Source organism: Bradyrhizobium stylosanthis (assembly GCF_001641335.1).
Classification (GTDB): Bacteria; Pseudomonadota; Alphaproteobacteria; order Rhizobiales; family Xanthobacteraceae; genus Bradyrhizobium; species Bradyrhizobium stylosanthis.
Genome location: NZ_LVEM01000003.1, coordinates 496574 through 520498, shown reverse-complemented (window position 1 = coordinate 520498; position 23925 = coordinate 496574). Strand labels below are relative to the sequence as shown.

General features: G+C 66.7%; 19 protein-coding genes. 10 read left to right on the top strand and 9 right to left on the bottom strand.

What is annotated here, in order from left to right:
* Window positions 1-6: 6 nt before the first annotated feature.
* The 6 genes from A7X65_RS22185 to A7X65_RS22160 are packed head-to-tail and all read left to right on the top strand — an operon-like array spanning window position 7 to window position 5754.
* Window positions 7-1026: an acyl-CoA dehydrogenase family protein gene (locus A7X65_RS22185; RefSeq protein ID WP_245323760.1), complete on the top strand. Its 1020-nt coding sequence runs from the start codon at window positions 7-9 to the stop codon at window positions 1024-1026.
* Between the two features lie 11 nt (window positions 1027-1037).
* Complete coding sequence (locus A7X65_RS22180) at window positions 1038-1811, top strand: SDR family NAD(P)-dependent oxidoreductase (RefSeq protein WP_063688725.1); 774 nt, start codon at window positions 1038-1040, stop codon at window positions 1809-1811.
* Between the two features lie 13 nt (window positions 1812-1824).
* Window positions 1825-2610 (top strand): carboxymuconolactone decarboxylase family protein, encoded by a 786-nt coding sequence (locus A7X65_RS22175; protein ID WP_063688722.1) that lies wholly within the window; start codon window positions 1825-1827, stop codon window positions 2608-2610.
* A complete protein-coding gene (locus A7X65_RS22170) occupies window positions 2607-3074 on the top strand; it encodes a tripartite tricarboxylate transporter TctB family protein (RefSeq protein WP_082885022.1) in 468 nt (155 codons plus the stop codon). Before A7X65_RS22175 ends, A7X65_RS22170 begins: the two co-directional genes overlap by 4 nt.
* Window positions 3075-3086: 12 nt before the next feature.
* Window positions 3087-4586, top strand: a complete 1500-nt coding sequence (locus tag A7X65_RS22165) for a tripartite tricarboxylate transporter permease (RefSeq protein ID WP_063688719.1) — start codon at window positions 3087-3089, stop codon at window positions 4584-4586.
* A gap of 13 nt (window positions 4587-4599) precedes the next feature.
* Window positions 4600-5754, top strand: coding sequence for an acyl-CoA dehydrogenase family protein (locus A7X65_RS22160; protein WP_063688717.1), 1155 nt, complete (start codon window positions 4600-4602; stop codon window positions 5752-5754).
* A gap of 128 nt (window positions 5755-5882) precedes the next feature.
* Here A7X65_RS22160 and A7X65_RS22155 read toward each other — a convergent pair whose 3' ends face one another.
* Together A7X65_RS22155 and A7X65_RS22150 are read right to left on the bottom strand one after the other, a co-directional pair.
* A complete protein-coding gene (locus tag A7X65_RS22155) occupies window positions 5883-6761 on the bottom strand; it encodes a hypothetical protein (protein ID WP_063690700.1) in 879 nt (292 codons plus the stop codon).
* 222 nt (window positions 6762-6983) lie between these two features.
* Window positions 6984-7181 carry a hypothetical protein gene (locus A7X65_RS22150; protein WP_063688713.1) on the bottom strand — a complete coding sequence of 66 codons (198 nt, stop codon included), beginning with the start codon at window positions 7179-7181 and terminating at the stop codon, window positions 6984-6986.
* 260 nt (window positions 7182-7441) lie between these two features.
* Between A7X65_RS22150 and A7X65_RS22145 the strand changes: the two genes are divergently transcribed.
* Complete coding sequence (locus tag A7X65_RS22145; RefSeq protein ID WP_063688710.1) at window positions 7442-8923, top strand: aldehyde dehydrogenase family protein; 1482 nt, start codon at window positions 7442-7444, stop codon at window positions 8921-8923.
* 37 nt (window positions 8924-8960) lie between these two features.
* Here A7X65_RS22145 and A7X65_RS22140 read toward each other — a convergent pair whose 3' ends face one another.
* Window positions 8961-9311 (bottom strand): Rid family hydrolase, encoded by a 351-nt coding sequence (locus A7X65_RS22140; RefSeq protein WP_063688707.1) that lies wholly within the window; start codon window positions 9309-9311, stop codon window positions 8961-8963.
* 304 nt (window positions 9312-9615) lie between these two features.
* Here A7X65_RS22140 and A7X65_RS22135 point away from each other — a divergent pair, with 304 nt between their 5' ends.
* On the top strand, window positions 9616-11937 hold the full coding sequence (locus A7X65_RS22135) for a molybdopterin guanine dinucleotide-containing S/N-oxide reductase (protein WP_063688704.1): 2322 nt from the start codon (window positions 9616-9618) through the stop codon (window positions 11935-11937).
* A 303-nt stretch (window positions 11938-12240) separates the two neighbouring features.
* On the opposite strand, the gene A7X65_RS22130 is transcribed toward A7X65_RS22135, so the two are convergent.
* Window positions 12241-13236 carry a helix-turn-helix domain-containing protein gene (locus tag A7X65_RS22130; protein ID WP_063688700.1) on the bottom strand — a complete coding sequence of 332 codons (996 nt, stop codon included), beginning with the start codon at window positions 13234-13236 and terminating at the stop codon, window positions 12241-12243.
* A gap of 379 nt (window positions 13237-13615) precedes the next feature.
* Here A7X65_RS22130 and A7X65_RS22125 point away from each other — a divergent pair, with 379 nt between their 5' ends.
* Window positions 13616-16495 (top strand): ATP-binding protein, encoded by a 2880-nt coding sequence (locus A7X65_RS22125; RefSeq protein ID WP_082885021.1) that lies wholly within the window; start codon window positions 13616-13618, stop codon window positions 16493-16495.
* 6 nt (window positions 16496-16501) lie between these two features.
* Here A7X65_RS22125 and A7X65_RS22120 read toward each other — a convergent pair whose 3' ends face one another.
* The 5 genes from A7X65_RS22120 to A7X65_RS22100 all read right to left on the bottom strand — a co-directional run bounded on the left by A7X65_RS22120 (window position 16502) and on the right by A7X65_RS22100 (window position 22895).
* Window positions 16502-17221, bottom strand: coding sequence for a hypothetical protein (locus A7X65_RS22120; protein WP_063688697.1), 720 nt, complete (start codon window positions 17219-17221; stop codon window positions 16502-16504).
* Between the two features lie 91 nt (window positions 17222-17312).
* On the bottom strand, window positions 17313-18269 hold the full coding sequence (locus A7X65_RS22115) for an alpha/beta fold hydrolase (RefSeq protein ID WP_063688694.1): 957 nt from the start codon (window positions 18267-18269) through the stop codon (window positions 17313-17315).
* 61 nt (window positions 18270-18330) lie between these two features.
* The gene (locus tag A7X65_RS22110; protein WP_063688691.1) at window positions 18331-19032 is read right to left on the bottom strand and encodes a type 1 glutamine amidotransferase domain-containing protein; all 702 of its coding nucleotides are present in this window, start codon (window positions 19030-19032) and stop codon (window positions 18331-18333) included.
* A gap of 193 nt (window positions 19033-19225) precedes the next feature.
* Window positions 19226-19933, bottom strand: a complete 708-nt coding sequence (locus A7X65_RS22105) for a hypothetical protein (protein ID WP_063688688.1) — start codon at window positions 19931-19933, stop codon at window positions 19226-19228.
* A 118-nt stretch (window positions 19934-20051) separates the two neighbouring features.
* Window positions 20052-22895: an ATP-binding protein gene (locus A7X65_RS22100; RefSeq protein ID WP_063688685.1), complete on the bottom strand. Its 2844-nt coding sequence runs from the start codon at window positions 22893-22895 to the stop codon at window positions 20052-20054.
* A 326-nt stretch (window positions 22896-23221) separates the two neighbouring features.
* On the opposite strand from A7X65_RS22100, the gene A7X65_RS22095 reads away from it, so the two are divergent.
* The gene (locus tag A7X65_RS22095; protein WP_063688682.1) at window positions 23222-23890 is read left to right on the top strand and encodes a sensor histidine kinase; all 669 of its coding nucleotides are present in this window, start codon (window positions 23222-23224) and stop codon (window positions 23888-23890) included.
* The last annotated feature ends 35 nt before the right edge of the window (window positions 23891-23925 follow it).

Sequence of the window (23925 nt, the reverse complement as noted above, 5' to 3'; positions counted from 1 at the left end):
ATGAGCATGGCCGAAGGACTTCAGCCCGACGAGTTCGCGGCAACCGCGGCACGCGCAGTGACCGCGTGTGCCGGTTTGGGCATACGCGAGCAGGCGAAAAATCTCGCCGGCGATGGCCTGCTCGGTGTCATCGCGGATGAGGATGTCGGTGGACTGGCCCTGCCGCTCGGTTTCGCGGTGCCGGTGATCGCCGCCGCCCATTCGGGATTGCTCGGTTTTCCGCTGCTTGAGACCATCCTCATCGGCCGGCTGCTGCAGTCGTCGCTGACGCGTCTTGCGGCTGCGATCGTGTCCGGCGAGAAGCTGGCGACGATCGCCTGGCAGGGCGAGGCTGCGGCCGAGCGGGACGGCGGCTTGCTGGTGCTGAACGGTGCGCTCGCGCGCGTACCGTGCGCGGCGTCGGCCGACCATCTTCTGGTGCGGATGAGCGGCGGTGCCGCGGCGCTGATTCCGGCCAATGCCAAGGGCGTCGTGATAGAGGACGCGGCCGGCCTCGATCTGACGGTGCCGGAACACGCCGTACGGCTGGAAGCGGTCGAGGTTCCCATCGGCTCCATCCTGCCGCCCGGCACCTGGGATCTACTCACCTCGGATGCCAATGTGCTGCGCGCCGCGGCGATCCTGGGATCGGCCGAAGCGTGCCTGGCGCTTGCGCAGGAGCATGCCTCGACGCGCCGCCAGTTCGGTCACGCCCTGTCCTATAACCAGGCCATCCGCCATGCGCTGGCGCGCCAGAAGCTCGGCCTCGAGAGCATCCGTCATGCCATCACCCGCAGCCTGTCCGGGGACGGCGGGCCGGTGCAGCGCGATGCCGCGTTCCTGGCGGCCGCGACCTATGGCAGCTCGATCAGCGAAGGCGCGCTGCAGATCCATGGCGGCATGGGTTTCACGTGGGACGTGCCGGTGCATCGCCATCTGCGCCGCATCCGCACGCTGCAGGCACAGGGTGATGCCAGCGGCCTGATCGGCAGGTTCGGCCGCCGTTACGTATCGGAAGTTGCTCCGTTTGCCGAGGCAGGAGCGTGAGGGAGACAGCCATGACCGAAACCAGGGATCAGACGCTCGCAGGCCGCGTCGCACTCGTCACCGGCGCCGGAAACGGTATCGGCCGCGCGACCGCGCTCAAGCTCGCCGCGCGCGGCGCCATCGTCGGCATTAACGATCTGAAGCCGGAATTCGTCGACAGCACCGTGGCGGCGATCAAGGCGGCAGGCGGCAGCGCCGTTGCCGTCACGCAGGACGTCGCCAGCCGCGACGGCATGCGGCAGGCCGTGCTTGGACTGGCGGAAGGTCAGAAGCGTTTCGACATCCTCGTCAACAACGCGGCGTGGGTGCGCTATCAATCCGTTCCGGACATTGCTCCGGAAACCGTCGATCGCATGCTCAACATCGGCTTCAAGGCGATCATCTGGGGAATCCAGGCCGCCGCGGAGGTCATGGACGCCGAGCGCGGCGGCGCCATCGTCAATGTCGCCTCGGTCGCCGGCCTAATCTCGGCCAAGAACAGCATCGTCTACAGCGGCATCAAGGCCGGCGTCATGGGCGTCACGCGGGCGGCCGCCGCTGAGCTCGGCGCGCGCAACATCCGCGTCAACGCGGTGGCGCCCTCGGCGATCCCGACCGAAGGAACGATGCGCAACCGCAATGCCGAGCTCGATGCGCGCCGGGTCGAGCGTACGCCGCTCGGCCGGCTCGGCACGGTCGACGACATCGCCAAGGCGATCTGCTTCCTCGCCGGTGACGAGGCCGGCTTCATCTCGGCGCAGGTGCTCACCGTCGACGGCGGCATCACCCTCACAAACATTGCCTGACGGGACAAGCGCGATGTCCGTCCTGACGCCGGAACAGCAGGCGCTGAAGCAAGCCTATATCAAGGCGCGCGGTTATTGGCGGCCCTGGACCGAGGGGCTGCTGCGGTTCGATCCGGCGTTTCTGGAAGCTTACGGCAAATACGGCGGCTATTCCGCGGAGAACGGACCGCTGTCGGCCAAGATGCGCGAGCTGATCTACGTCGCGCTCGACGTATCGGCGACGCATCTGTTCCGCTCCGGCCTCGCGCTGCACCTTCGCATCGCACTGAAGGAGGGCGCCACGGCGCGGGAGATCGTCGACGTGTTTCGCCTCGCGACGATGCAGGGGCTGGACGGCTGCAATGTCGGCATCGGCATCCTTGCCGAGGAGCTGGCGAGCGCGGGTCTTCAGGCCGATCATGCCGAGCTCACGAAAGAGCAGCAGGCGTTGCGCGATGCCTACATCGCGCAATTCGGCGATTGGCCGGATTTCTGCGAGCAATGGCTGCGGTGTGATCCCGGCTATTTCGCCGTCCTGCTGGATCTCCTCGCCCACCGGCCTGGCGGCGACGGTCTCGACCTGCGCTCGCAATGCCTGATCTCGCTTGCGTTGAACGCCTGCTTCACCGCGCTCAACCCGCAAGGGCTGCGCGTGCAGATCAGGCGGGCCTTGCGGCTCGGCATCGGCCAGCGGGACATCCGCCAGGTGCTGCAGATGAGCGCGCATCTCGGCGTACACGCCTGCGCCCTCGGCGTGCCGGTTCTGATGGAGGCGCTCGGGGAGGGCTCCCCGAAGGACGAGGAGGGAGGATCGGAATGAAGGGATTGGCAATCCGCAATCACAGGGCCTTTGCCTCCGGCGCCCTGTTTCTCGCCTTTGCGATCTTCTTCTTCGTGACGGCGCTGCAATACCCTGCAGGCACGGCCGCGAAGATGGGGCCGGGCTATTTCCCGCGCCTGCTTGCGATCGTGCTCGCCGCCATCGGACTTGTCGTGATGTTCGGCGCGATGACGCCGGCTGCGGGCCGGGAGGCGCTGCGCAAATGGGACTTCAAAGGTCTCGCCTGGATCACGGGATCCGTCATCCTGTTCGGTGCCCTCCTGTTTCCGCTCGGCCTGGTCGGCGCGCTGTTCGTCCTGATCATGGTGTCGAGCCGGGCTAGCCCCGAGTTCACCTGGGCGGGCGCCCTGGCCAATGCGGCGGTGCTCATCGTGCTGTGCCTTGCCGTCTTCGTCTATGGTCTCGGGCTGCCGCTGCCCGTCTGGCCGTCCCTTCTCAACTGAGCGAGCCGGTCGATGGATCTGTTCCACAATCTGGCGATCGGCTTTGCCACAGCAGCCCAGCCCGCCAATCTGCTCTACGCGTTTCTTGGCTGCCTGCTCGGCACCCTGATCGGCGTGCTTCCGGGCCTCGGCCCGCTCGCGACCATCGCGATGCTGCTGCCGATCACCTATGCGCTGCAGCCGGACGCCGCGCTGATCATGCTCGCCGGCATCTATTACGGCGCGCAATATGGCGGCTCGACCACGGCCATCGTGGTCAATCTGCCCGGCGAGTCCTCGTCCGTCGTGACCACGATCGATGGCTACCAGATGGCCAAGCAGGGCCGCGCCGGCGTCGCGCTTGCGACCGCCGCCATCGGCTCGTTCTTCGCCGGATGCGTCGCGACGCTCGCTTTGGCAGCGCTCGCGGGGCCGCTGACCGCGACCGCGCTGCTGTTCGGGCCGAAGGAATTCTTCGCGCTGATGATCCTCGGCCTGATCCTCGCCTCGGTGCTGTCGAGCGGGCCCTTCATCGAGGGCATCGGCATGGTCGTGCTCGGCATGCTGCTGAGCCTCGTCGGCACGGACCTCAACAGCGGTAGCCAGCGTTTTGCCTTCGGCATCCCCCAGCTGTTCGACGGGCTCGATTTCGTGCCGCTGGCGATGGGCATCTTCGGCTTCGCCGAGATCGTCAAGAATCTCGAGCAGGACGACAAGCTCTCGCTGGTGACGCAGAAGATCACCAATCTGTTTCCGACCCGCGACGATTTCCGTCGCATGGTGCCGGCGATGCTGCGCGGCACGGCGCTCGGCACGCTGCTCGGCGTTCTGCCCGGCGGCGGCGCGGTGCTGTCGTCGTTCGCGTCCTACACGCTGGAGAAGAAGCTGTCGCGGCATCCCGAGCAGTTCGGCAAGGGCGCCATCGAAGGCGTTGCAGGGCCGGAATCCGCGAACAATGCCGGCGCCCAGACCTCGTTCATTCCATTGCTGACCCTCGGCGTTCCCTCCAACGTCGTGATGGCGCTGATGGTGGGCGCGATGAACATCCACAACATCCATCCGGGCCCGGAGGTGATGACCAAGAACCCGACCCTGTTCTGGGGCCTGATCGCCTCGATGTGGGTCGGCAATCTGATGCTGCTGATCCTCAACCTTCCGCTGGTCGGCCTCTGGGTGAAGCTGCTCACCATTCCCTATCGCTATCTGTTCCCCGCGATCATGGTGTTCTGCTCGATCGGCGTCTATTCCATCAACAGCGGAACGTTCGAGGTCTATGAGGCCGCATTGTTCTGCGTGTTCGGCTACGTCCTGATCAAGTTGCAATTGCCGGCGGCGCCGCTGCTGCTGGGCCTGGTCCTGGGCCCGGCCATCGAGGAGAACTTCCGCCGCGCCATGGTGCTGTCGCGGGGCGACGCCACCGTGCTGCTGACCTCGCCGCTCTCGGCCAGCCTCCTGGCTGCGGCCGCCATTGCGATCGTCCTGATCATGCTGCCGACGATCCGCGCGCGCCGCGAGGAGGCGCTCCAGGAATGAGAAGGCTCTCGCCATGATCCGCGAACCCGCCGCCTTCGAGGCGCTGCTGGAGCGCGTCCGCCGGTTTGTCCGCGACGTTGCCATTCCTGCCGAGGCGTGCGTCGAGGAAGGTGACGAGGTCCCGGCGGACATCGTCGCCATCATGCGCGAAGAAGGCTTCTTCGGCTGGAGCGTTCCCGAGGCTTATGGCGGGGCAGGGCTGACGACCGAAGAGCTGGTTCTGGCGGCGTTGGAGCTGTCGCAATGTTCGGTCGCCTTTCGTGCCCGCGTCGGCACCAACACCGGCATCGGTTCGGAAGGCATCGTCGCCGACGGCACCGAGCAGCAGAAGCAGGCCTACCTGCCGCGTCTTGCCAGCGGCGAATGGACCGGCTGTCTCGCTGTGACCGAGCCCGACGCCGGCTCGGAGGCCTCGAACGTGCGCACCATCGCCCGCCGCGAGGGCGATCATTACATTCTCGACGGCGAGAAGTGCTTCATCACCAACGCGCCCGTCGCTGATGTCTTCACTGTCACGGCACGGACCGATCCGCAGTCGAAGGGCGCGGCGGGCGTCTCGGCCTTCATCGTCGAGCGCGGCAGCACGGGCCTTGCGACCGGCACGCCCTATCGCAAGATGGGGCAGGCGGGTTCGCCCGTGAGTGCGGTCTATTTCAACCAGTGCCGTGTGCCCGCCGCCAATCTGATCGGCGGTCGCGAAGGCGTGGGCTTCAAGACCATCACGAAGGTGCTGAACAAGCAGCGCATTCACCTCGCCGCGCTGTCGACCGGGCCGGCGATCCGGATGCTCGACATGGCCATCCGCCACACCACCAGTCGTGTCCAGTTCGGCGAGCCGGTCGCGAACTACCAGCTGGTGCAGGCGATGATCGCCGATTGCCGGACCGAGATCTTCGCGGCCCAGTCGATGATCCTCGAGACCGCGCGCAAGCGCGATCGCGGCGAGGACGTCGCGCTCGAAGCCTCCATGTGCAAATATTTCGCGACCGAGATGTGCGGCCGCGTCGCCGACCGCTGCGTCCAGATGTTCGGCGGCGCCGGCTACATCGCCGATCTCTCCTCGATCGAGCGCTGGTACAGGGATGTCCGGCTGTTCCGGCTCTACGAGGGCACCAGCCAGATTCACCAGCTCAACATCGCGCGTCTCGTGCTGCGCGATGCGACGTGAGCCGTCGGACCCAATTCCAATTGTTGCTCGCGCGGCAGAAGCTGATCTGATGAAGGAACGAGAGGGGCGCCCCCTAACCGGAGGCGCCCCAAGTCTAGTGCGAGCAAGTCGGTCTTGATCGCCGTCGTTCAAGGCATGGACGACGGCGTTTCCGCCGGGTGGCTCGACCAGCGGTTCGAGTGCAACATCCAGGCGGACAGTGGCCGGCCGTCGCGGTGCCGTCCGCCTGCTGCGGCGCCCGCCCATGCGGCGACGGCTCCGAACAGCAATGCCGCGGCGGCCGAGAAAGCGAGGATGATGCTCGCCGCGCGCGCTCTCGCGATGGCACTCCTGGCGTTCGCGATCGTGACATCGACCCGCTTCTCCGCATCCGGGCCGGTGAGGCCGGTCAGGGCGGTGACCTGCTGGACGAGATAGGTGCGATCCTCAGGCGCGACCCCGTTGTGGCTCGAGGACGTCATCAGGACGCGCGCAGCTTCGGCTCTTTCGGCGCTCAGATCGACATTCGGTGGCCGACGCGGCGCGCGGAACAGATGATCGAGCTCGAAGCTCAGAACCGAGGGTTCGGTAGCGGACGGCGGCTGCAACGTCGATGACGGCTTGCTCGCCGCCCACGCCACCAATGCCGTCAGAATCGCGCCGATCAGGACGGCGAGCGCCCAGGAGGCGACACCGTGCATCCCGTCGCGGGTTGCGACCTCCTCGTTGAGCGACGTGTAGGGCGCCCGGACGCGTCCGGCAAAATAGCCGCCGCAACCGAAGCTGATCAGGGCTTGGAAGATCAGAAAGAGGCCCGAGAGCAACCACAGCGCAAACGACGTGTCGCGCCATGTCGGTGCGGCAGAGGCGACACCGAGCCCGAGCGCCGTTGCGAACGAAATCAGGATCAGGGAAAGTGCCGACGCTGCGAGGGCGCCGGCAACGATCGGCGTCCACTGCAGGCTCCAGGGCGGCACGCGCCCTTGCTCGCGCAGCGTCGCGTCTTCGGCCGTAACAAGCGTTTCCATCATCGTCACCGCAAGCCGAACAGCGACAGGATGAACATGATGATCACGATCAAGCCGACGAGATAGATGATCCCATCCATGCGAATTCCTCCGAATTTATGCCCTGACAATTCGGTGTGCTCCCGGGGGTTCCTAATCAAAGGAACGAGGGCGACCGAAGATCGCGCCGCCGTTTTCGCGGGGGAGCCGGCTTCGAACTGGTTCCCCGCAACCTGGCCCTAGCTAGGGCCAAATGATCGGCGTGAATTTCACTCCGCGCAGGGCGAGTTCGGCCTGCAGGCCCTTGGCTCGCTGCTCGGTGGCTTTGCCAACCAGACGGTATCTGCCGCCAAGTGCCCTGTCGGCTTCGACTTGTTGTCGAATGCCCTCATAGAGCCGCAACAGGCTGGAGTCGCTGAGATGATCGAAGCTGGACGTCATTGAAAATGGACTCGGACGCTTAATGCCGGCACGAGGTCCCGATATGGATGGGCGCCATCTCCTCGTCCCCGCCGGCAAGGGTGCTGGTCGTTGCCAACGAAGCAGTCTGCCGCATGTTCCTCGAGTCCCCGCCGCCCCCGCGAAAGCGGCCGTGGGCCGCCCGAAAGACCCTGCCCGAGGCGAGGAATCACCGCTATGAAAGCGTGACGAACGATGCGGGGCACGCCGGCCATCGCCTCTGTTGAGACTGGAGTACTGCGATGACACAAGCCGAGATCCGATTTCCGCTCGATGGCCGAACCCGGAAGATGTTCGTCGACGGTGCCTGGGTGGAGGCGCGTTCGGGGCAGGTGTTCGAGACGCGCAATCCCGCGACCGGCGAGATCATCGGCCGTGTCCCGCGCGGCGAGGCGGCCGATATCAATCTTGCCGTCGCCGCGGCCCGTCGGGCCTTTGCGGGGCCATGGAGCCGCTTCAAGCCGTTCGAGCGGCAGGCGCTGCTGCTGCGGATCGCCGACCTGTTCGAGAAGCACTGGGAAGAGATCAGCCAATCCGATACGGCCGATATGGGAATGCCGATCGCGCGGACGCGGGCGAACAAGCTTCGCGTGATCGGCATGCTCAGATACTACGCCGGCATGGCCACCGCGCTCCATGGCCACACCATCGACAATTCGCTTCCCGGCGACATCGTCTCGTTCACGCGCAAGGAGCCCATCGGCGTGGTGGGGGCCATCATCCCGTGGAATGCGCCGACGGCCGCATCGGTCTGGAAGATCGGACCCGCGCTCGCCACCGGCTGCACGATCGTGCTGAAGCCGTCCGAAGAGGCGCCGCTGACGCCGCTGCTGATCGCGGATCTGATGAACGAGGCCGGCGTGCCGCCCGGCGTCGTCAACGTGGTGACGGGAACGGGGACGGAGGCCGGTGCGCCGCTGGCCGAACATCCCGCTGTCGACAAGATCGTCTTCACCGGCTCCACCGCGACCGGCCAGGCGATCATCCGCGCTTCGGCCGGCAACCTCAAGCGCGTGTCGCTCGAGCTCGGCGGCAAGTCGCCGGTCATCGTCTGCGCCGATGCGGATCTCGACAAGGCCGTGCCGATCGCCGCGATGGCCGCATTCGCCAATTCGGGCCAGATCTGCATCGCCGGCTCGCGCCTGTTCGTGGAGCGGGCCATTCATGACGAACTGGTCGAGCGGCTAGGGAAGTTTGCCGCGGCCCTGAAGATCGGCGACGGCGCGGATCCCGCGACGGAGATCGGGCCCCTCGTGTCCCAGCGCCAGCTCGACAAGGTCGAGGGCTTCCTGCAAAGCGGGCGCGCGGAGGGAGCGAAAGTCGTCGCCGGCGGCCGGCGCATCAGGGAAGGCAATCTCGCGAAGGGCAATTTCGTCGAGCCGACCGTGTTCGCCGGCGTCTCCGACGACATGCAGATCGCCCGCGACGAGATCTTCGGCCCGGTCATTTCCGCGCTGCCGTTCGACAACCTCGACGAAGCCGTGGAACGCGCCAACGCGACGCCGTACGGGCTCGCCGCAGGTGTATTCACGCGCGACGTGAGCAAGGCACACATCATCTCGCGCAGCTTGCGCGCGGGATCGGTGTGGGTGAACACCTATCATGCGCTGGATCCCGCCATGCCGTTCGGCGGCTACAAGATGAGCGGATATGGCCGCGAGGGTGGCACCGAGCACCTCGACGAATATCTGCAAACCAAGGGCGTCTGGATCAAGCTGGACTGACCCGGGACTCGCCGAGCGAGCCCGGGCTGGGTGTCCGCTATTGCCGCGCGGCGGTGGCGGTCATCTCGAGCCTGACGCCCGGGCCGAGGTCGGCCACGCCGACAGCGGCGCGCGCCGGCAGATGGGCTGCCGCGAAGTGCGCCTTCCAGGCGGCATTGAACGCGGCCTTCTCCTTCAGGTCGGTCATGAAGATCGTCACCTGCAGGACCCGGGAGATGTCGGACCCTTGCGACTTCAGCAGCTGCGCGAGCTGCTTGAGGACGTCGTTGGCCTGGCCCGCCATGTCGAGGCTGGTGTCCTCGGGGACGATCCCGCCGATGTAGAGCACGCCGTTGTGCTCGACCACCTCGTGGAGCAGTCCTTCGTAGGGCAAGACGCGATTTATCATGATGAGACCGATGCTCCTGTGGAACGAGCGGCATATCGCACATTTCCATGCCGCTGTCGTTTGAAGAGATGTAGCGCGGGCGCGAACCGACGGATGGATCGTGGTGGCCCGTAATGCATTGGTAATACGTGAGAAAACGGCCTTCGCTGGCCGTCGCGCGTTCCATCGATGTTGTCCTTGCGCGCAGGAGCCCAGCATTTCCGCTGGCCCTGATCGCGACGACATCGGGCTATGGATCGGTATACTGCCACCCCCGATCGCGGTGGGAGCGACCAGCGTCCCGCACCGGAACAAGGATCAGACGATGGACGATACGATTGGCTTCCCCGACCCCGGCCTCGACCTGTCCGACGGCTTCAAGCCGCACACCTCGCATTGGGGCGTGTTTTCCGCGCGTCAGGGCAAGGCCGGTCTCGAGGTCAGGGCCTATGCGGGCGATCCCGATCCGAACGGCATCATCGACAATTTCCCCGGCGCGCTGCGCCACCAGGCGCGCATTGCCCAGCCTGCGATCCGACGCGGCTGGCTCGAGCGCGGGCCCGGTCCGGACGATCGCCGCGGCCGCGATGAATTCGTCTCCGTGAGCTGGGAGAAGGCGCTCGACCTGCTCGGTGAAGAGCTCGGCCGCATTCGCGACACGCGCGGTCCCGGCGCCGTGTTCGGCGGCTCCTATGGCTGGTCGAGCGCGGGCCGCTTCCATCATGCGCAGAGCCAGGTGCATCGCTTCCTCAACATTGCGATGGGCGGCTATGTGCGCTCGGTGAACACTTACTCCTCGGGCGCGTCCTCGGTGCTGCTGCCGCAGATCCTCTGCGGCTATGAGGACATCACCAAGCGCAACGTCACCTGGGAGCAGATCGCGGGTCATACCGACATCGTGCTGGCGTTCGGCGGCATGGCGCTGAAGAACTCGATGGTGGCCGGCGGCTCGATCAGCAAGCATGTCGAGCGCGGCGCCATGGAAGCGGCGCGCCGGCGCGGCTGCGAGTTCATCCTGGTCAGCCCGCTCCGCGACGATCTTCCCGTCGAGGCCGGCGCCGAATGGATGACCTGCCTGCCCGGCACCGACACCGCCCTGATGCTCGGCATCGTCCACACGCTGGTCGCGGAAAACCTGCACGACCAGGCCTTCCTCGATCGCTACACCGAAGGCTGGCCCGTCTTCCTGCGCTATCTGAACGGAGAGAGCGACGGGCAAGCAAAGCACGCCGAATGGGCCGCCGCGATTTGCGGCGTCGCGGCGGAGACGATCCGCAAGCTTGCGCGCCGTGCCGCCGGCAAGCGCGCGCTGGTCACCGTCTCGCATTCGCTCCAGCGCGCCGAACATGGCGAGCAGCCGGTATGGATGGGCATGGTGCTGGCGGCGGCGCTCGGCCAGATCGGTCTTCCCGGCGGCGGCTACGCCTATTCGCTGGGTGCGATCGGCTATTACGGCCGCCGCGTCAACGACGTGCCGGGACCGACGCTGGGGCAGGGCCGCAACGGCGTGGCCGATTTCATTCCGGTCGCGCGCATCGCCGACATGCTGCTCAATCCCGGCACGACCTATCGCTACAATGGCGAGACGCGCACCTATCCGGACATCCGCCTCGTCTACTGGGCCGGCGGCAATCCCTTCCATCACCACCAGGACATCAACCGCCTGCGCAAGGCCTTCGCGCAGCTCGACACTTTCGTCGTGCACGAGCTCGCCTGGACCGCGACCGCGCGGCATGCCGACATCGTGTTGCCCTCGACCATGACGCTGGAGCGCGAGGACATCGGCTATTCCACCAACGATCCCCTGATGGTCGCGATGCATGAGATCGCCGAGCCATTCGGCCTGTCGCGCGACGACTACGACATCTTCGCCGATCTCGCCGAGCGACTCGGCGCGCGCGAGCCCTTCACCGAAGGACGCACCTCGCGGCAGTGGCTGGAGCATCTTTACGAGCCGACCCGCGCCTCGCTCGCCAAGCGCGGCCTGGAGGCGCCGAGCTTCGACGAATTCTGGCGCCGCGGCAGCCTGGTCGTGCCGCAGCAGCCCGACGACGGCGGCCGGCTGCGCCGCTTCCGCGAGGATCCGGTCGATCACGCGCTGCCGACGCCGAGCGGCCGCATCGAGATTTTCTCACAGAAGATCGCAGGCCATAACGATGCGGATTGTCCAGGCCACCCGGTCTGGCTGGAGAAGACCGACACGCCCAAGCCCGGCGCGCCGTGCTTCCTCGTCGCCAACCAGCCGGTGACGCGTCTGCACAGCCAGCTCGATTTCGGCGGACATTCGCTCGGCGCAAAGCATCGCGGCCGCGAGGTCGCGCGCATGAACCCGGTTGATGCCGACGCGCGCGGCATCAAGGACGGCGACATCATCCGCCTGTTCAACGCGCGCGGCGCCTGCCTTGCCGCCGTCCACGTCACCGACGGGATTGCGGCCGGTGTCGTGCAGCTTCCGACCGGCGCCTGGTACGATCCGATGGATCCCGAAGACGACGCGCCGCTCTGCGTCCACGGCAATCCCAACGTGCTCACCCGCGACATCGGTACTTCGTCGTTCGCGCAGGGCTGCACGGGCCAGCTGACGGCGGTGGAGGTGGAGAAGTTCACCGGCAATCTGCCGCCGATCCGGGCGTTCGATCCGGTGTAGGGGCGTTTGCCCCTTGCTCCGTCATTGCGAGCGCAGCGAAGCAATCCAGAGTCTTTCCGCGCTGGCAGTCTGGATTGCTTCGCTGTGCTCGGAATGACGATGTGGAGCCTGTGAGTGCAACTCCACCCCCGTCAACAGCCATGAAAAAGGGCCGCCCTGTGTGGGAGCAGGACGGCCCCGAGTGGCTCGGAGGCCCGGGAGGACAAGGGCGCGAGCCGGCGCATGTGGCAGGGCACTTGCGCCGAAGGCGAGACGAACGAGTTGCGTATTCTGTAGTCCATTCCTTCCGCGCGAGACGACAGACTATGCCGCCGCGCTTGCGGCCCAGTCCCTGTCCACAGCAGGCCGGCGGCGCGGCTGTGCCTCGATCTCAAAGGGCTCTCTCTTGCTCGTGAGCCGCCACCGCGCCGGCGACTGGGCGGTGATGCGCTTGAAGACGGTCGAAAAATGCGCCTGCGTGCTGAAGCCGACGGCAAGGGCGATCTCGGCCAGCGGCCGCCCGGTCGTCGCCAGCAGCGTCTTTGCATGCTCGATCCGGTAGTTGAGCAGAAATTCGCGCGGACGATAGCCGGTCGCGGCACGGAACTGCGCCGCGAAGTGCATCCTGGAAAGACCGGCGACGCTCGCGAGCTCGGACAGGCTGATGCTGCGGTCGAAATGATCGGCGATGTGCTGCTCGACGCGCCGCAGCCGCCATTTCGGCAAGGCGTTGACCCGCGCGCGCGGCGGCTCCAGCCGCGCAAGATGCATCGCCAGTGTCTGGCCGATACAGCGCGCGAATTGGCGGTCGGCGGCATCGCCATGATCGGTCAGCGCCTTGGCGAGCTCGGCGGCCAGCGGGTCGCGCAGCAGGACGAGGTCGCCGAGGAGATCGCGAAGCCCGTCGCCTGCAACCGACTGCGCCGGCAAATGGTCGGCGGAGATGTGGAAGTGCAGGAAGGCGCAGGGCGCCTGGAATTGCGCACTGAGGGACTTCGACGGCGCGCTGACATAGAGCGTGCCGGCGGGCATCGTCCCGTCGAAGATGACCTGGCGGTCACGCGTCAATTTCGCGCGGGTGGTCTTCAGGGCGATGCCGACGAAATAGCGGTCCTCGGGCGTCGTAGCCTGATGCGACGAGGAATCCCGCAAATCCTCCCATCGCGAAATCGTGATGTCCTCGAATGCGGCATCCAGGCCGCCCTCGAGCCGCCGCCATCCGTTCTCCTTGTGGATCGCCTGTGCCTGACGGACCTGGTGATCCCGCGGGCCCGCCTGAAGACCAATCCAGGCATGTGCCACCTGCAAGTCGGTAAACATCGCTCGTCCTCTCTGCATCACGGTCGCTCGTGGCGACCGGCAAACCCCCAAACCCAAAGCCGTCGACTAGGCTTTCAGAAGGCTCTCCATGCTCGAAGGATAGGCGCGCACCCTGCAAGAAGCTCGTTAGTGATGATTAGGATGTGTTAGATTTTGTGCGAGCGCATATGGTGTGACAGCCCGCCGCAGGGGTCTGACTTCGTTAAACTTTTCAACTCCTTGCGTTGGCCGCAGCGGTGCGAGGAGGACGCGCGAGATGGCGTGTGATCAAGGCGCCGGTGCAGGGCTCGCGGCCTGCCTTCACTGGACCTCGCCTTGGTGCCGGCTATAGTCGCCGCGAATTTCGAGGATTTGGACGTGGTGGCAGGATGAGCGGGACGTGACCGGGCTCTCGGCAGGACATGGCTCCCGCAGCAATGCCACTGGAGCGAATCTCGATCTCGAGGCCGTCTCGTTCGGGCCATTTTCCCTGAGGTCACGGCTGCTCGAGAAGGACGGCGCTCCCGTCAAGCTCGGCAGTCGCGCGATGGACATTCTGCGCCTGCTCGTCAGCCGCGCCGGCGAGGTGGTGCCGAAGAACGAGATCCTCAGCTACGCATGGTCGGGGCTTGCGGTCGAGGAGATCAGCCTGCGGGTCCATGTCGCCGAGCTGCGCAAGGTGCTCGGCGACGGCAAGGACGGTGCGCGCTACATCACCAACATCCCGAGCCGGGGCTATTGCTTCGTCGCGCCCGTGCAGCGTGGCACGCGCGCAGCGGCGCCGGCGCCCGCGCCGAGCCCTGAACGCACGGCGCCGCCGCCATCTTTGCCGCATCGGCTGGACCGGATGATCGGTCGGGATGATGTGCTGCCGGAACTGTCGGCGCGCCTCCTCAGCGACCGCTTCGTGACGCTGCGGGGGCCGGGCGGCATCGGCAAGACCACCGTCGCGACCGCGCTCGCCCACGACATGTGGCAGGCCTTCGAGGGCAACGTCCACTTCCTCGAATTCGGCCCGCTCAAGGACGCTGCGCTGGTCGCCAGCACGGTCGCGGCCGCGCTCGGCCTCGTCGTGCATCATGACGATCCCTCGGGCAGCATCGTCAACGTCCTGCGCGGACGGCGGCTGCTCCTGATCCTCGACAGCTGCGAGCACGTCATCGACGAGGTCGCGCGCCTCGCCGAGAGCATCTACCGCGAGGCCCCCGGTGTCGCCATCCTCGCCACCAGCCGCGAATCGCTGCTGGTGGAAGGCGAGCAGATCTTCGAACTGGTTCCGCTGCCGGGCCCGCCGCAAGGCGTCCGCATCAGCGCCGGCGAGGTGATGGACTATCCCGCCGCGCAGCTGTTCGTCGATCGCGCCGCGGCCGCGGGGCACCGCGGCGACATCACGGATGAGGATGCCGAAATCCTCGCCGAGATCTGCGGCAAGCTCGACGGCATTGCGCTGGCGATCGAGCTCGCCGCCGTGCGCGTCGGCGTCTATGGATTGCGGGAGATGGCCGGGCTGCTCGACTCCAGGCTCAAGCTCGAATGGCGCGGGCGGCGGACGGCGCCTCCGCGGCAGCAGACATTGGGAGCGACGCTCGACTGGAGCTTTGGCCTGATCGGCGAAAGCGAGCGCATCGTGTTCCAGCGGCTCGCCATCTTCGCCGGCCCCTTCACGCTCAACGGGGCGATCGCGATCGCGGCGGATGAAGGCGCAACGGCCGATCGCGTCGTCGAGGCATTGGAGCAGCTCGTCGCCAAATCGCTGGTGTCGGCGCAGCCGGATGGTGCGTCGCGCCGCTACCGCCTGCTCGATGCGACGCGATCCTACGCGATGCAGAAGCTGACAGACACAGGCGAAGCGGACGCGATCGCGCGCCGTCACGCCGTCTATGTCCAGCGCACGCTCGAGGCCGGCATGATGGAGCAGGGGGCCGGCGACCAGGCGTCCCGCCTGCAGGAGCGCGCGAGCCTGCTCGCCGATGCCCGCGCGGCGCTGGAATGGTGCCATGCCGGGAATGACGGGGCCGCCCTGCGCGTACCGCTTGCCGGCAGCTGCGCCAGACTGTTCGTCGAGCTCAATCTCCTCAACGAGGCGCGCATCTGGTCGGCCCGCGCGCTCGCTGCGCTTGACGACGCCGGCCGCGGCGGCAGGTGGGAGCTGGAGCTGCAGTCGACGCTCGGCCACGCCTTCATGTTCACGGAGCGCAATAGCGAGCAGGCCGAGGCCGCGCTGCGGCGGGGGCTCGAGATCGCGGAGGCGTTGGGCGATCACGCCAACACGTTCAGGCTGCTGTCGCGGCTGAACATGTTTTACCGCCGCACCGGCGATTACAGGCATCTGGTGCCGACCGCCGTCCATGCCGAGCGGATCGCGCGGACGATCGGCGACACCGCGGGGATCGCGGGCAGCAAGGCCCTTCTCGGCGTCTCCTATCATCTTGCCGGCGACCAGGTCGCGGCACAGGCCCATCTCGACGAGGGCGTGCGTGACGCCGCGGCGCTGCGCGGGACGCAGCCAGGACATTTCGCCTATTCGCGCACGCCGCAGATTCCGCTGGCGCGCGTGCTGTGGCTGCGCGGCTTTCCCGACCGCGCGCTCGACTGTGTCCGCCCGCTCGTCGGCGCGGCCGCGCCGCGCGACGTGGTGATGCATTGCATCGCGCTGTGCTGGTCCGCTTCGGTGTTCGGCTGGGTCGGCGACTGGGCTGCCGTCGAGGCGATGACCGAGCGCCTCGCGGCACATGCGAACATGCATGGTCTTGCGCCCTACGAAGCCGTCGCGACGGGCTTTCGGGCCCAGACCATGATCGCGCGCGGCGAGGCGGCCGGCGGCATCGATCTGCTGCGGACCGCGCTCGCCCGCCTGCACGCGGACCGCTACGAGCTCTATGCCTCGGCCTTTTCCGCGGACCTGGCGCACGGGCTGGCCGCCCTCGGACGCGTTAAGGAGGGCGCTCAGGTCATTGGCGAAACCATTATCCGCGTCGAGCAGGGCGGTGGAGGCTTTGACGTGCCGGAGCTGCTGCGCCGGCGCGGCGAGCTCGAGGCGCGCGCCGGTGAGCTCGATGCGGCAGAAGCCAGCTTTGCCGCGTCGCTGGCTTTGGCTGAGCAGCAGGGCGCGCTGTCCTGGCGGCTGCGCACCGCGATGTCGCTCGCCCGATTGAAGCAGCAACGCGGTGACAAGAAGCCGCTCGGCGAACTCGCCGCAACCTATGAGCTGTTCACGGAAGGATTCGAGACGGCGGATCTGACGGCGGCGCGGCTCATGCTGGGCAAGCCGCCGACTTAAGAAAGCTCAGTCGAATCGAAGCTCCGAGAGATCGATCGACACCATCAGCTCCTCGCGCAGCGGCATCAGATCCGCGTCGCGCAGATAGATGCGCCGGCGCGTCGGCAGCGTAAGGCCGGCGACGGTGACGGGCTCGGACGCATAATGTGCCGCCGGAAAGTTGCCGGCGATCTCGACCCGGTAGTCATGCCGGCGGATCAGCATGTCGGGGCCGAAATAGAAATCCTGCTCCAGGCTGTGGCTCGTGATCTCCGCCGGAAACCTCGCCCGCAATCCGCGCCAGACTTCGGCACCTTCCTGCCAGGGCTCGATCTCGCGGATTTCAAATCCGTCCGTCGCCAGCAGGAAGGGCGTGGTCATGTAGGTCCACAGCGCGCAGCCCTCGAAATAGGCGCGGTGCAGCGGGTCCCAATGCGTCCGCATGTCGTGCCGCGCAAACGCCGCGCGCGGATTGTCGCGCATCGCGACGACCCGTCCGTCCGCGGCGATGATCGCGACCCGCCCGGGGCTGAACGCGACGCTCTGACCGGGTTTGCCGAACGGCTCGACCGATGCCCGCTCGCGATGGAGCTCGATCCCGATGGTGCGCGGCGCCTGATCCTGGTCGATGCCCTTCAGGGCCCATAGATCGCCTCCCGTCACCATCGTGCCGGTGAGACGCCGGTGTGCATTCCATCGACCGAGGCCGCCATGCGCCTCGATCGCATTCGCCAGCAGCGGAAGCATCCGGCATCTCCATGGGATTTGTCGTCCCATGGAGATAGTCCACGTCGGCGGCGAGGGCCCGTTAAGCCTTGTTAAGTGCCGTTTGTCCCGTTCAGCCCTTGTGCCGGTCGAGCCGGGCAAGGAAGTCGCGGACGAGCGCTGCAATCTCGTCGGTCGCCTCGTCGAGTGCGAAGTGCCCGGCGTCGAGCAGATGCACCTCCGCCTCCGGCACGTCGTCGCGGTAGGCGGCGGCGCCTGCGACGGTGAAGGACGGATCGTATTTGCCCCACACCACCAGCGTCGGCGGTTTCGTCCTGCGCAGCCAGTCCTGCCACTTCGGATAGGATGCGACATTGGTCCGGTAGTCCAGAAACAGCGTGGTCTGGATCTCGGCCTGGCCGGGGCGTGTCAGGAACGCGTATTCGTCGGTCCATGTGTCGGGGTCGTAACGCTCTGGATGCGGCGTCGAGCCGAGATGCCGCTGACGCGTCGCGTCGAACGAGGTGAAGTTGGCCTTGAGCGCCTCGAGCTCACGCGCCGGATCGGCCCAGTATTTGCGGCGCGCCTGCCAGAGCGGGCTGAGGCCCTGCTCGTGCGAGACCGCGTTCTGGATGATGACGGCACGGACGCGTTCGGGATGCGCCAGCGCCATCCGGAAGCCGACCGGACCGCCATAGTCCTGCATCAACAGCACGTAGCTGGTGACGCCCAGCTTCTCGGTGAGCTCGCCGATCACGCCGGCGATGTTGTCGAACGTATAGCTGAAACCGGACGGCGCCGGCGCGCTGCTGTTGCCGAAACCGGGATAGTCCGGCGCGATCAAATGATATTTGTCGGCGAGCAGCGGCAGCAGCGGCTCCCACATCCGCGAGGATGAGGGAAAGCCGTGCAACAGAAGCACGGTAGGCGCGTCGGCCCGGCCGGCCTCGCGATAGAATATATTCAGGCCCCGGATCTCGACGCTGTGATAGCGGATCGAGCTGCGGCTCGATCGCAGCTCCTGCGCGGAGGCTTGCAGGGTGGCGCAGGCGAGGGCGGCTGAAACGGCAAGGGTGGCTGTCATGTTCATGTCATCGCTCCGTCGAGAGGCGCCATCACCGGCGCCTCTCGAATCTGACCGCATCAGGAATCTACGAGGCCTTCGCCAGCGGCTTGCCCTTGAGCGCAGCGAGCAGGGCCTGCGCAGCCGGGCCCGAGGAGTGCGGGTTCTGGCCGGTGATCAGGAGCCCGTCGCTGACGACATGAGGAACCCAGTTGGCTTTCTTCGAGAAGGTTGCGCCGAGCCTGAGCATCTCGTCCTCGACCAGGAATGGCACCACCTTGGTGAGGCCGACCTCCTCCTCTTCGCCATTGGTGAAGCCGGTGACCTCCTTGCCCTGCACCAGCGGCTTGCCGTCCGCTGTCTTGACGTGGCGGAGCGCGGCCGGGGAATGGCAGACGATCGCGACATGCTTGCCGGCGGCGAAGAAGGATTCGATCAGCTTGATCGAGTTCGGGTCTTCGGCGAGGTCCCACATCGGGCCGTGACCGCCGGGATAGAACAGCGTGTCGAAATCCTCCTGCCTGACGCTGTCGAGGCGGACCGTCTTGTCGAGCTGCGCTTCCGCGGCGGCGTCCGCCTCGAAGCGCAGCGTGAGGTCGGTGCGGAACTCGGGCTCGTTGCTCTTAGGGTCGAGCGGCGGACGGCCGCCCTTGGGCGAGGCGAGCGTGATCTCCGCGCCGGAATCCTTGAATACATAATAGGGGGCGGCGAGCTCTTCGAGCCAGAAGCCGGTCTTGCGTCCGGTGTTGCCGAGCTGGTCGTGCGAGGTGAGAACCATGAGGATCTTCATGACGGTCTCCTTGGGTGCATCTGTTGCAATGACGCACTCCGATCTCACGGAGATGCGCCGGGCTTGTCTCGTCGGGGCCTCGAACGTTGTTCGTTGCCCGCGAGACCAATCTGCGCCTAAGCCCGGCCGCCCGCTCGTTATGTATTGTTAGTCCTTGAGAGTGGAGAGCGCCCGTCCGGCGCTCGCGCAACCGTCACTCGAAGACGGCGTCGAAAATCTCGACATCCATCAGCACGGGCTTGGCGACCACGGTTCCGTCGGGCTGCAGCGCCTGCGCGCGCCGCAGCGTCGGCACCACGATGCCGCCGAAACTGTCATGGGCCCAGGAGTGATGAGCGACCTTCATTCCGAACAGGTCGTGATCCGTTCGCCGCTGCAGCGCGTTCTCGTCGAAATAGAAGATCTGCTCCGGCGCGAGCGTGATCAGGCTCGAGGGGAATTGCGCGCGCAGCCGCCGCCAGGTTTCGGCGTTGTCCTGCCAGGGCGGCAGTTCCTCGATCACGACATCGGGATGCGCGAGCAGGAACGGGCTGGTCAGGTAATTCCAGATCGCGACGCCGCAGAAGAAGACGAGGTGCAGCTCGTCCGCGAGCAGGTCGGAGCCGGCATTGGGGAAGGCGAGGCTCGGATTGCGCCAGGTGCGCAGCACCTCCCCGTCGACACTCTCGATCGTGATCGCATCGGGTTGAAAGGAGCCGGAATATTCGCCGCCGGTGATGCCGGTGAAGCGGACGGATTGCGTCCGGGTCGAGCCCTCCGCGGTGACATCCTTGAATTCCCTGGCATGTCCGGCGCTGGAGAACAATGTGCCGCCGACGGAAAGGTGGAGCGTGAACCGGTTCAAGCTGTTCCAGCGGGCCAAACCGCCGCTGGCATCGAGTACGTCGTCAAGAAGAGCCATGTCCCGCCAAATCCACCTTGGAGCGCCATCACCATGGCGGGGCGCAGGCGGCTTGGCATGTTAGAAGTTGTTAGGAGTTGCGAGCAGGAATTTTGGCGGTATCTCGTTGAACACGCTGTCAATTCAGCGTGCCGAGCAGCTCCCTGGCAGTCACGAGATCGCGGGTCTTGAGGCCTTCCTGATAGCGTGCGACGAGCGGAGCGAGCAGCGTGCGTGCGTCGTCCCGTCGTCCGGCCTGCTGCCAGACCCGGCCGAGGCTGATCGCACCCCGCAATTCCCAGCCAAGCGCGCTCTGCCGCCGCGACAGGTCGAGCGATTTGCGCAGCCAGCTTTCTGCCTCGGACGCATGTCCAGACCGGGCCAGGATGTCGCCCTTGACCCTCAGCATCTCCGGCATGTCGAAGGACTCGCCGTGGTCGGGGACCTCCGCGATCGCCTCGTCGATCATGCGCAGGGCGTCGGCGGGCTGGTTCTGCGCCACGAGCCCTTCCGCGAGCGCCGTCGCAAACACCGTCGTCATGATCCGGTGACGCGTCGCATAGAGCGTGGCCTGGCTGCGGCGAAGATGCTCGATCCCGCCGGCGAGGTCGCCGCGGCGCAGCATCAGCTCGCCCTTCTGGCCGATTCCGACGGCGTGATACGGGCCGAGGAAGTGCCGCGCCGAATGATCGATCAGCCGCTCGATCAGGATCTCGGCATTGGCCCAGTCGCCGACCCAGAGGAACACGTAGATGGTCCAGATCAGGGAAATGCCGAGCGTGAGCGGCTGTTCGAGCTGCTCGGCCTCGCGCACCGTGTATCTGGCCGCCTCGATCGCGCGATCGGGCCGGCCGGTGAGCCAGAGCCCGCGCGCCAGCGCCACCAGCGCGACGATGCGGTCGTCATAGCCGAGATGCCCGATGTTCAGCCGCTGCGAGCCGGGATTGTGCACCATCGCGCTCTCGCAGAACCGCACGGCCTTGTTCTGGTTGCCGATCAGGTGATGGGCGACGCCCAGCATCCACTCCACGTTCAGCGCAGCCGCGGGATCGTTCAGCTTGCGTGCGACGCTTTCGCCGTCTGCGCCGGTTCCAAGCGCGCCGTGGAAATCTCCGACCCTGGTCAAATAGATGTGCAGGCCGCGCAGCAGCCAGAGCTGCCAGTGCAGGTCCTCGAGCTCGCGGGCCAGCTGGAGGCTGCGCGTGAACGCGGCGCGAACGGCCTCCGTATTGCCTTGCGTGAACATCACGGAGACGCCGAGCGCGGCCTGCAGCGTCATTTCCTGGCGGCTGTCCAGCGTGCCCGTATCGGAGGCAGCCAGCGCCTGCTGCGTCCAGCGCAGGCACTCCGTCAGCAGTGTCAGCTCGAGGAAGAACTGCGCGGCCGAGGCTGCGAGATCGACACCGAGCGTCCGGTCCCCGCCGTCCGAGAAGCTCCAGCTCAGCGCGGCCCGGACATTGGGCAGATGGTCGCCATAGGGCAGGAAGCCGCCCGCGCTCTGCAGGCCTGAGGATTTGAGCGCGATGTCGCGCAGCAGATCGCGGAAATATTCGGCATGCGCGCGCGCGACGCGGGGCGCTTCGCCGTGCTCGGCGAGCTTGCCGCCGGCGAAGGCGCGGGTGGTGTCGAGCAGGCGATAGCGCAGCCGCCGCTCCGCCGGCGAGGTCGCGATCAGCGATTTGGAGAGCAGGTTCGAGATCGCCTCGACCGCCTCGGATTCGCCGATGCCCTGGCTGGATGCGACCGCGAGCGCGGCTTCCAGGGTGAACGGCCCGACGAACACCGACAATCCGCGCAGCGTCGCGCTTTCGGCTGCTGGCAGCAGATCGTAGCTCCAGGCGAGTGCGGCGCTCAGGGTCTGGTGCCGCGGGATGGCGGTGCGCCGGCCCCGCCACAGCAGCGAGAAGCGATTGTCGAGCAGCGATGCGGTTCCGGCGATGCCATAGGCGTTGACGCGGCCGGCCGCGAGCTCGATCGCCAGCGCGATGCCGTCCAGCCGCCGGCAGATCTCGGCGACGAGCGGTGCATCCTCCTCGCTGAGCTCGAAATCGCCGAGGCTCTCGGCAATGCGTTCCACGAAGAGCTGGCTTGCGGGATAAGCAAGGATGTCGGCAATGCCGAGGCCGTCGCGCTCCGGCGGGCAGTCCAGCGGAAACAGCCGGTGGACGCGCTCACCTTCGGTGCGGAAGGATTCACGGCTGGTGGCCAGGACATGCAGCGCGCTTGCCTCCTGGACGATGCGCTCGGCCAGTGGGGCGAGGTCGTCGAGGATGTGCTCGCAACTGTCGAACACCAGCAGCGTCCGCCGGCTGCGCAGGAACGTCAGCAGGCCCGGGATCGGGTCCTCGGAATTCACGGTCAGGCCGAGGGCGGCCGCGATGGTTCCAGGAATCAGCCGTGCATCCGTCAGCGCGCCGAAATCGACGAACCAAACCTGGCCGCCGAAGGCCCCCAGCTCGCGATGCGCGACGGCAAGCGCGACCGAGGTCTTGCCGATCCCGCCGGGGCCGACGATGGTGACGAAGCGATGCTGGGCGAGCTCGGCGGCGATCTTCTCGACGGCGTCGTCCCGCCCGATCATGCGCGCCAGCGGCGAGGGCAGTGCGTGCGGCGAAGCCACAGGCGCGACGGTCCGGCTCTGCGCGACGGCCGCGCGGAGCAGCGGGGCAGCGAAGCAATAGCCGCGTCCGGGCACGTTGACGACGTAGCGCGAGGCTTCTCCGGCGTCGCCGAGTGCCTTGCGCAGGGTCGTGATGTGGAAGCGCAGGCTGCCTTCGTCGACGTTGACGTCGGACCACACCCGCTTGATCAACTCCCGCTTGTCCACGACCTCGCCGGCGCGCTCGGCGAGAAAAATCAGGATGTCGAGCGCGCGTCCGCCGAGGTGGAGCGGAGCGCCGTCCTTCTCCAGCAGCCGCGACTTTGCAAACAGCCGGAATGGCCCGAAGGAAATGGCCGAATCCTGGTCGCTGGTGTCCGGCACGGGCCAATGGCTCCGATGGCAAAGGCTGCTGTCTATGCTTGGTCTAGCAGAACGCGAGTGTGAGTAAACTAATCGAAAGTGGCGAAATCGGGTGACGCGCGCGGCGCATCAGGGGGAGTAACCCTCGCAAATTTTGCTTAAACGCGAACAGCTTGTCACGCGGCCGCGACAATTCGTCAGTGTGCTTGACCGTCGCATCGACAGGCTCTGCCGCGCAGGCTGCGTGGCGCGATCATAACAAAATCTTGCAACGTCTAACGGGCGGAACCGGCGCGACGCAGCCAGTATAGGGCTCGAGTTAGGTCATATTCCAACGGGAGGCTGTCATGTCCGCCATCGGCTCCATGCCGAACGGCAGTGCCGTTCGATCTCAGTTCATCGCAGGTCTCGACGATCAGTCGGGTGATTGGGAGCTCGTGCTGCGGGAATCCCATCACCGCATGAAGAACACACTGACGCTGCTGGGGGCGTCAGTCCGCCGCGACTTTACGCGGGCGGGCACCAGTGACGTCTCGCAGGCAGTGGACCGGTTCGAGCGCCGCATCGTCGCCTTCGGCAGGCTCTATCAGCTGCTGTCGGACAACGACGATCCGGCGCCGGTCGCGGTCGCGCCCTTCTTCGAAAATCTGTGCGGCGCGATCTCGGAGGCCGTGCTGGAGCCGGCCGGGATCCGCTGCGAAGCCGCGATCGAGAGCGGCACGCTGCCGGCATCGCAATGTCACAGGCTCGCGCTGATGCTGACGGAGCTGGTCACGAACGCGGCGAAGCATGCCTTCCCGAACAAGAAGGGCGCACTGATCCGCGTCGACGTCGCGCGCCGCGACGGCGCCTGGGTCTGCACGGTCGCCGACAACGGCATCGGCGCGACCGGCCCGCTCCAGGGCACCGGCAGCCGCATCCTCGAAGGACTTGCCCGCAGCATTCATGCGCGGCTGCAAGGCGAGGCCGGGCAGGGCGGCACGCAAGTGAGCATCGTGATGCCAACCACCGCCTGAAATCACAGCCGCAACGCACAGCACGGGAGTTTCAC